The organism is Thermoplasmata archaeon (assembly GCA_035632695.1).
GTDB lineage: Archaea > Thermoplasmatota > Thermoplasmata > RBG-16-68-12 > RBG-16-68-12 > RBG-16-68-12.
The window spans coordinates 1-5,771 of sequence record DASQGG010000051.1; the positions used below are offsets into that span (position 1 = coordinate 1).

Sequence of the window (5,771 nt, forward strand, 5' to 3'; positions counted from 1 at the left end):
CGTCGCCGAGCCTTTGATTGCCTACGCCCTCTTCATAGACAAATCACCTGAGTCCATTGCGAGTGTGGTCGATACGGCTGACTTCATCTGGCGTCTCGTCCCCACCCCTGACGAGCTAGCCTGGGCATTCGTGCGACTCAAGAAGAGAGGTTGGCTCCTCGTAGATGGCAACTTGTATGGGCTAACGGCCGAGGGCAAGAGCAACATTGCGAGCGCGGTTGGCAAGGGAGGAGACCGCCGCGACCAAATCCGGCGGCTCGAAGCGTGGACATCGGCTCATCCGCCCTAGACAAGGACGATAGCCCGCGAAGAGCGTGCTGGCCAACAAGGAGGTGCCCCCGCCCCCGTTCGCCCCCGAGTCGTCCGGAAGGACTATGCCGCTTTGATGTCAGTCCCGCTCCGTACTCAATCTTCAAGACTCCATCGTCGATTCGTGAGTCGTGAGGAACGCCGAGGAAATCAAGCAACGCATCGATGCGTGGGAAGAGGCGAGGACGCACCTCTATCCACCGGTCTACTTCGGGCGAGTCACGTTTGACCGAATCGCCGCAGAGGTCCGGGGGACGTTGGACCAGCATACGGGCACCGTCGAGAACGAGGCGAGCATTCGGCGGCGCGTCGATGAGTTGCATAGCCAGTTCACTGCCGACAAACCGGGCGAGTTCATCCGCGACGAGGCCGTCGCCGAACTGAGATGGGTCCTCGGCGAGGATAGGAGCGGAGCACTGCGAACGGTCGTGTGGCACATTCTCATCGGACAGCTCCATGATGCCGAGAGCACCGTTGCGAAGGAAGGCACCGACCTCACGCTGGAGGGCGTGGGTTGGACGTACGACCCGGAGAGTCCGGGAAGCAGAGTCCGGGTCTGGCTGAAACTCCGACATGGTCAGTGCAAGGACCAACGCGACGTACCGGGTCCGATTGACAGGGTTTGGATTCTCTATCCGAAGCCCACCGAGTCCGGGTTTGCACTGACCGCGCAAGACAGGACGCTGTCGGGATTGCTTACGTTCTCCGCCGAAGAGTACGAGTTCCGAATCTGGGATACCGCGGGTAACAGTGCCTGAGGAGAACCCCGCCCGCGGTCGCCCCCGAGCGGCCGGAAGGGAATATGGTGGCGAGGGCGTGAAAACGATGCTACCGACTGAAGAAGCCATGGCGAGGTTTCCCGCTAACGCGCGTAGTGACCTTGACGCTCCGGCTAACCTCGGCCCCGCACCCTGGGCATGTCCCTTCCTCGTCCGTGAACGGAAGCCTCGACCCGCATTTCGGGCAATACCCCGGAATCTCATGCGGAGCGTGCTCCTTGATGAAGTCCATGAAAGCGCGGCCCTCGATGCCTTGGGCGCTAGCGCCGCATCCGGCGCATCGGCCCGAGTAGAGCGTCTGAACGCCATGCCGCAGGTGCTCCTCTGCGAACTCCTTGAAAGCATGGGGGTCCATGCCCTCGTAGCTCGTGCCGCACTTGGGGCATCGGGACGTGTAGCTCACATCTACGCCTCCCATATTCAGACTCCTAGGGGCTCCGCGACCTCTGCGCGTTCATCCTCGTTTCCAGAAGGCTGTACGCAACGATAAAGGGAAGGGGCCGGGCCTCGCGGCCCGGCGTGAGTGGGAACAGGGCGTCGGCGAACCAAGCACGAGGAGCGTCTCGATAGCATTCTGCTAAACAGCCCACCATTGGGCTATCATCCTGAGCAGACCGCCAGAGTTCAATCCGGGCTGATTGAGGTTCTTTGAACATCGGTTTCTCTCCATATGGAAGGCAATCTGTTGTGGGTCCGGACGGACTTGAACCGAGTCGGAGCAATGGAAAGGGAGGAGGACTGTCCGGTCCTCCTCGTGCGGGGACAGCCACCGACCTCCGAATCGGTCAACGTTGTCCTTTGGACTCAAGTCCCTCCATGGGATGCGAATCCGCACGACGGCGAAGCCGCTGGAGAGAATCCAACTCGAACGCCGGGCCAACGGAATCCCGCCCACCGTGTCCTGGCGCTCACGGTCGGGCCTCCTCGGTGCGCAGCACGTGCCTCACGAAGGCCACGCCGACGTGCAGGGTCCTGGCGATGGCGTACTCGTCGCAGCCACTCCCGTACATCTGCGCCATCCGCGCCAACAGCTCCTCCTCCTCGGCGAGGCTGCGCTGCCGCTCCGGCTCGAACGTGTCGACGAACACGCGCATGGTGGAGTCCCAGAAGTGCCTCCGGGGCAAGCCCGGCGCGCCGCACCTGCATTCATGAGGCGATTGGCGTCCATCCGGCAGGCCGTGTCCACGAATCCTCCCGCAGGTGTGGACCGTGCCGCCGCCGTCCTTCGTCCGGACGCCGCAGACGAGGTGGGGCGGCAGGGTGTTTACGGGCCCACCTCCGCGGGCTCCCCGGCGTTGCGCTCCGTCCGCATTCGCCTGCCCGCTCGGATTCGCTCCCTCGCCTCGACGGGATTGGTCCGGTGCGGCTCGATGAGGGCGAGGACCGTGAGGCGGGGCAGGCCCAGCTGCTCGGCGACCGCGTCCACGGTCGCACCGCGCATCCAGAGGTCCACAGCGGCCTTGCGGACGTCGAAGGGCACCGACGCGCGGAGGTCCGGCCCGCGCAGCCCTGGGCTCACGGCGAGCCGCGGGAGCGGGCCTGGGGCTCGCGGCGCCACCACGTCGTGGGAGAGCCGCAGATGCCGGTCCAGGCGCCCCCGGCGGCTGAAGGACCGGGAGCAGTGTGGGCAGGGGAACTTGGCCATCACCGCCTCCGGGGCGGGGTCGGCGGCCGTCACGCGCCCAGCCCCGTCCACCATCTTCGGGCTTGGGAGCGCGGTTCAACGGTCCGGGCCCGGTCTTCAAATATCCCCAGGGCCGGTTTCGGCGTAGTTCGGTGTTTAGTGTTCTGGGACCCGAGAAGCAAATCTATTAAGGGTCCGTCCCATCGGCCGCCTCGCGGCCGGGATGGGCTAGCCTGGTGATGCTAGGGGACTGTGGATCCCTTGACGCGAGTCCAAATCTCGCTCCCGGCCCTACTCGAATTTTCGAGACGAACGCGGTTCGCCTCGCGAAACGACGTGTCCTCTCGGCCCTCAGGTTTTAATAGACCGTGGAGCTTGGAGCCCTCCGGTCTCGCATCGGCGACGACAAAGCCGTGCGGGCGCCGCGTTTCCCCCGGGAGGGGGCTGCGATGATCAAGCAGGCGGACAGCGAGTACAAGCCACTCGAGCTGGAGAAATCGGTCCAGGAGTTCTGGGCACGGGCCAAGGTCTATGCGAAGACCGTGGCGGCGCGGGATAAGGGGAAGGACTTCTATTTCTGCGACGGTCCTCCGTACACGACGGGCTCCATCCACTTGGGCCAAGTCCTGAACAAGACGGTGAAGGACGCCGTGGTCCGATGGAAGCGGATGCAGGGATACCATGTGCGGGATCAACCCGGCTACGACATGCACGGTCTTCCGACCGAGGTCCAGGTTGAGAAGACCCTCGGGATCACGAACAAGATGGAGATCGAGGAACTCGGAATCGAGAAGTTCGTGAGCGCGTGCCGAGACTTCGCAGTAAGCCTGCTCGGCAAGATGAACCTGCAGTTCCAGTCCCTAGGCGTGTGGCTCGATTGGGACCGACCCTACCTGACGGTCAAGAACGAGTACATCGAGGGAGCGTGGTGGACGTTCAAGCGCGCCGCGGAACGTGGGCTGCTCTACGAGGCGTTGCGGTCCCTCCATTGGTGCGCACGGTGCCAAACCGCCCTCGCGGACGCCGAGGTGGAGTACTCCGATGAGACCGACCCGTCGATCTACGTCAAGTTTCCCATCCGAGATCGCCCCGCCGACTCCCTCCTCATCTGGACCACGACCCCGTGGACCCTGCCGGCCAACATGGCCATCGCGGTCCACCCTGAGTTCACGTACGCCAAGGTGCGGGTATCCACCGCCGGCCGGACGGAGTTCCTCTGGATGCTCGAGTCCACCGTTGCAGCGGTGATGGCACTGTCGGGCGTGAAGGTCTACGAGATCGTCGGGAAGGCGAAGGGCGCGGACCTGGTGGGTACCGCCTACGTGCATCCCCTGGAGCCGAAGGTCCCCTATCAGCGGAGCCTGAAGGGTGAGTGGGTCCACAAGGCCGTGCCATCGGAAACGGTCGAGGCGGAGCACACGGGTCTCGTGCATACGGCCCCGGGTCACGGCCCCGAGGACTTCGATCTCGGCCAACGCCTCGGGCTTCCCGCCTTCTCCCCTGTGGACGAGCAGGGCCGCTTCGCCCCCGACGCGGGCGCGTACGCCGGATTGCATGTGCGCGAAGCCAATCCACGGATTGTCGACGACCTCAAGTCCCTCCATGCCCTATTCGCCGAGGAAGCGATTACCCACTCCTACGGACACTGCTGGCGGTGCAAGACTCCGATCCTGTACCGTGCGACGGTTCAGTGGTTCCTCAAGGTCACCGACGTGAAGGGTCGGATGCTCGAGGAAATCGCCCGGGTCAAGTGGTACCCGGATTGGGCCGGATCCGCTCGCCAGACGGACTGGACGGAGAACCTGAAGGACTGGTGCGTCTCCCGCCAGCGGTACTGGAGTATCCCGCTGCCTGTCTGGAGGTGCGCCAAGTGCGCTGCCTGGACCGTCGTGGGCTCCGCGGACGAACTGCGGGGCGGCAGCGGTTACACGCCCGGCATGAATCTCCACCGGCCCTGGATCGACGGCGTCACCCTGACGTGCGACAAGTGCGGCGGCGAGATGCGTCGCGTCAAGGACGTCCTCGACGTTTGGTTCGAGAGCGGCGTCGCCAGTTGGGCCAGTCTAGGATACCCGGCCCGCGAGGACGAGTTCAAGCGATGGTGGCCCGCGAAGTGGATCGTGGAGGGGCCCGACCAGACCCGCGGATGGTTCAATTCCCAGCTCGCCCTGAGCGTCATGGCATTCGACCGCGCCCCGTACGAGTCAGTCCTGACGCACGGCTGGGTGAACGGCCCGGACGGCCGTCAGATGCACAAGAGCCTGGGGAACGTGATCGAGCCGTCCACGGTCATCGCGAAGTTCGGCGTGGACGCCCTGCGGTTCTACGTCGTCTCGGTCAACGCCATCTGGGAGGACATCACGTTCCAGGAGGAAGGCGTCCGGACGTGCCAACGGACGCTCAACATCCTGTGGAATGTCCTCCGGTTCGCGACGACGTACATGGTGCTCGATCGCTTCGACCCTGCCCGACAAGATCTGGGGGCTCTGGCCGCATACCTCCGGCCCGAAGACCGCTGGCTCCTCTCTCGGCTCGAAGGCCTGCGGGCCACCGTCGACAAGGAGATGGAGTCCTACGCGCTACACCGCGCCTACCGCGCCGTGGACGCGTTCATCTTGGACGACCTTTCGCGGTGGTACGTGAAGCTCGCCCGCGAGCGTACGTGGATTGACGCGGACGACAAGGGAAAGCTCGCCGTCTATCACGTCCTCCACGAGACGCTCCTGACCCTTGCGCGCCTCCTGGCGCCGCTCACCCCCCACATTGCGGAGGCGATCTACCAGCACCTGGACGGCCGCACCCTGAGCGTGCACATGCTCGACTGGCCCGTGCCCCACCCCGAGCGGGCGGACCCGCAGCTGGAGAAGTCCATGGCCCAGGTCCAGGAGCTCGTCGAGGCCGTCTCCAAGGAGCGCCAGAAGAGCGGGCGGAAGCTACGCTGGCCCGTTCGGTTGATCGCCGCCAAGGGACTCACGCCGGAGGCCGCGGCCGCCCTGAGCTCCCTCCGGTCCATCTTCCTCGAGCAGTCCAACGCGAAGGAGGTGACCTTCCTCCGGGAG

The 5,771-nt window shown here is 64.9% G+C and carries 5 protein-coding genes and 1 tRNA gene; 4 read left to right on the top strand and 2 right to left on the bottom strand.

Annotated elements, in window-relative coordinates; all coding sequences use genetic code 11:
• Together VEY12_04280 and VEY12_04285 are read left to right on the top strand one after the other, a co-directional pair.
• The coding region (locus VEY12_04280) for a hypothetical protein (GenBank protein HYM39351.1) at nt 1-289 on the top strand (289 nt) is incomplete at its 5' end.
• Nucleotides 290-440: 151 nt separating this feature from the next.
• Entirely contained in the window at nt 441-1,067 is a 627-nt protein-coding gene (locus tag VEY12_04285) for a hypothetical protein (GenBank protein ID HYM39352.1), read from the top strand.
• 929 nt (nt 1,068-1,996) lie between these two features.
• Here the strand turns inward: VEY12_04285 and VEY12_04290 are convergent.
• The gene (locus tag VEY12_04290; protein ID HYM39353.1) at nt 1,997-2,212 is read right to left on the bottom strand and encodes a hypothetical protein; all 216 of its coding nucleotides are present in this window, start codon (nt 2,210-2,212) and stop codon (nt 1,997-1,999) included.
• Nucleotides 2,213-2,352: 140 nt separating this feature from the next.
• Nucleotides 2,353-2,766: a C2H2-type zinc finger protein gene (locus tag VEY12_04295; GenBank protein ID HYM39354.1), complete on the bottom strand. Its 414-nt coding sequence runs from the start codon at nt 2,764-2,766 to the stop codon at nt 2,353-2,355.
• Nucleotides 2,767-2,929: 163 nt separating this feature from the next.
• Between VEY12_04295 and VEY12_04300 the strand changes: the two genes are divergently transcribed.
• Nucleotides 2,930-3,003: transfer RNA gene (locus VEY12_04300), tRNA-His, on the top strand.
• Between the two features lie 158 nt (nt 3,004-3,161).
• Nucleotides 3,162-5,771 (top strand): isoleucine--tRNA ligase (gene ileS / locus VEY12_04305; protein ID HYM39355.1); only part of this gene is annotated, 2,610 nt, incomplete at its 3' end.